The sequence below is a fragment of the Arthrobacter sp. P1_B4 genome (genome assembly GCF_056406555.1).
On record NZ_JBFTZW010000168.1, the window covers coordinates 1 to 2,880 of the forward strand.

The following is a 2,880-nucleotide window of genomic DNA, read 5'->3' on the forward strand; positions in this document are numbered from 1 at the left end:
GTCCTCAAGCTCGTTCGTCACCTGACGGATGACTGTCCTAGCGGTCTCGCGTGACTGCTCGGGGATGACACGGCCGAGGCCGACGAGCGTGCTCACCAGCCCGACGTCGGGCTGCACGGTTCGCAGCATCTCCGGCTCGAGGAGCAATTGCCGAAGGCCGAGCCGGTCCATGGCGTCGGCCTGCATCACCTGGACCACCGTGGACGGGAAATAGCCCCGGATGTCGCCGAGCCAGCGGGCAACGCGAGGGCTGGACGCGCCCAGACCCCCGCGGCCCTTCTTTTCTTCGGCTCCGTACAAGTCCTCCAGGGCCCGGTCGCGCCGGGCGTCAGCGGTGGAGAGGACGACGCTGTGTCCCTCCGCTGTGGTGACGCCGTCGGCCTCATGGCCGCCGAGCACAAGGCGCCAGCGGCCCAACCGGCCGCGGTCGTCGGTATCTGCGTCGGTCACGCGATCGCCTCCCATCCGAGGTACCTGGCCATCGTCCGGACCGCGGGGCCCGCGGCGGTCAGGTCCAGGTCGGTCTGGCTGACGATGCCCACTTTGTCGCCAATGCGGCTGACTTGCTCTCCGATCTCGCGCCGCTCCGGCCGGCTGAATGCTGAAAATGTCCTGCGCAGGAGCGGCAGGACGTCGTCGAAGATGGCGTCGTCCACCCCGGCGACCCAGTCGTCCACGATCTGCAGGAGCCGCCGATCATGAATCAGCAGTGTTGCGTCTCCGGAGATGAGGCCGTCCAGCCAAGCGGCGGCTTGCCGTGAGGGAGTGGCGATCGAGAGCCGCCGGCTCAGCGTCGCCGCGACGTCGTTCCCGTCGACCAGGCCTGCGTCCAGAAGGAGCCTGGTGGCCCGACCTGCCACCGAGCCGTGGATGCCGTCCGAGCCTGCGACGGCGGCAAGCGCCCGGTGCCAGTCGTCCGGTGGCAGGTCGGGCAGCAAAATGAGGCCTTGTTGGGCCGAATCGACGGCGCGTCGCATGGCGTCGGCGGCCTCGTCGTCCAGCCCGGCGCAGGCAGTGGGCAGCCCCACGCACGCCCGCACAACCGTCGTGTCAAGAATCTTCCGTACGCCCGTGACGTTCACGCCGCGCACGTTGCCGTACCGGCAGGTCCGGGCAAGGGGGGCGATGGTTTCCAGCAGCGGCGCGACGTCTTGTTGCAAGGCGGTGCGCTCGGCAAGGACCGACACCACGCCGCCGATGCCGTCCGGCAGGTCAGCGAGCAGGCAGCTTGCGAGCAGTTCGCTGAGCGCCGTCAGGCTGCCTGCGTCCTGGGCGCGTTCGGCCACGCAGTTCGCGGCAGCGGAGGCGACCGTAGTGCCGTAGCGGCTGGCTTCCACCACGGCCACCGTTAGCTCCGGCTCCCAGTTCAGTGTCCACACCTCCTTGAACGTGCCCGTCGTCCGGCCGGATTCGCTCTGTGTGCCCCAATGCACTCCAAGCAGCGCCAGCCGGTGCAGCAGAACCGAGCGGGCCAGCTGGTTTGGCTTGCGCAGGTCAAGGGTAAGGACCTCTTCCATGGCGCTCGGTTTCCACCGGAGCTTGCGTTGAGTGGCTGCCAGATCGGCGGCCAGGGGGACTGTGGGCGCAGACTCCGGTACATTCCCCAGCTCGAGCCCAACGGTGAGTTCACGGTGGACCAGGGCCAGCGGTAGAGGTGAACCGTCGCACAAAACTGCCTGCGCGGCGTCGTCCAGTTCGGACAGTCCCGGGCTGGGCCGTCCACGGACGGCGGCAAGGGCATTCGCCATTCGGCTGGCGTCCACTACAGAGGCAGTCGATGCGTCGAGGTGTTCACGGCGCAGTGCATGGGCTACCCGGACGAGCCAGGTAGTGGACACGTCCGTGCCGGGCTCCTGCGCCATCCAGTGTGTGAAGAGGTGCTGGTACCAGCCGGGCGCAGTGACACCGGCCCCATAGCCGCTGCGCAAGCTGAGCCGGTCCGAGGTCCATGGCACCCAAGTCACCGCGACCTTGGCCTTGGGCAGCCCGGCCAGCACCTTGTTGTCGGCAGAGACCGGGGGAAAGCCTGAGGGCACGAGGGCAGGCGCATGGTACGCACCACACACCACGGCGATCCGCCCATGCCCTTCGCGAATGGCGGCACGCAGCAGGCGGCGCATCGCCGCTTCCCGACGGTTGTTCTCCATAACGTCGGGATGGCTGCTGGGCCTGTCGTCGGCCGCCCGGATCTCCGCGATGGCCTCGGTCAACGCCGCGAACCGCTCGACGGGGTCTGTATTCGGTTGCTCGATGGCGTCCTCCCACCACCGCTCCGGATCGGTGTAGCCGGCGGCGCCGGCCAGCATCCCAATCGCATCGGGGCGGTACGGCTGCTGCATCGGGGCGGGAGGTTCGGCGCCATCCACGGGGGGATCGCCGTCGTCGATGGCTGTTGTTGGCCCGTCCGGCGCGGGAGCCATGCGGAGGGCGAAGGTGTGCGCCGCGGGCAGGTCGATCGCCCGCACCTGGGTGCCGGTGGAAAGCGCCCAGCCAAACGCCACCCACTCCGGCGAGAAGCTCGCCATCGGGTAAAAGGAAGCGAGCCGAGGCTCATCGGCTGCGTAGATCAGCCCGGCGATGGGCGGCGTCATCTGCGGATCGGACAGCAGCGGAATCACCTGGTCAAGTTCCGGGGGACCTTCAACCAGCACCAGATCCGGCCGGAGGGATGCCAGCGCCTCGGCGACCGAATGCGCCGAACCGGGGCCGTGATGCCGGATCCCCAGGACGTAGACGTCTGTCATCGGTCAGTTCGATGATTCGAGGTCGCGGCAGGCCCGGTACAGGTCCTTCCACTCCGGCCTGTTCCGGACGACGGTTTCCAGGTACTCCTGCCAGATCACACGGTCCTGGACGGGGTCTTTGACCACTGCGCCCACC

The 2,880-nt window shown here is 68.5% G+C and carries 1 protein-coding gene and 1 pseudogene; both read right to left on the reverse strand.

Going from position 1 to position 2,880, the window contains the following annotated elements; all coding sequences use genetic code 11:
• Window positions 1–450: pseudogene (locus AC1D1W_RS20365) on the reverse strand (hypothetical protein); the annotation flags it as partial.
• On the reverse strand, window positions 447–2,744 hold the full coding sequence (locus tag AC1D1W_RS20370) for a DUF5682 family protein (RefSeq protein WP_476944660.1): 2,298 nt from the start codon (window positions 2,742–2,744) through the stop codon (window positions 447–449). The pseudogene AC1D1W_RS20365 and the gene AC1D1W_RS20370, both read right to left, overlap by 4 nt.
• Between the last annotated feature and the right edge of the window lie 136 nt (window positions 2,745–2,880).

Excerpts from the sequence above, each read along its gene's own strand:
- AC1D1W_RS20370 (WP_476944660.1), bottom strand. The coding sequence starts at position 2,744 with ATGACAGACGTCTACGTCCTGGGGATCCGGCATCACGGCCCCGGTTCG.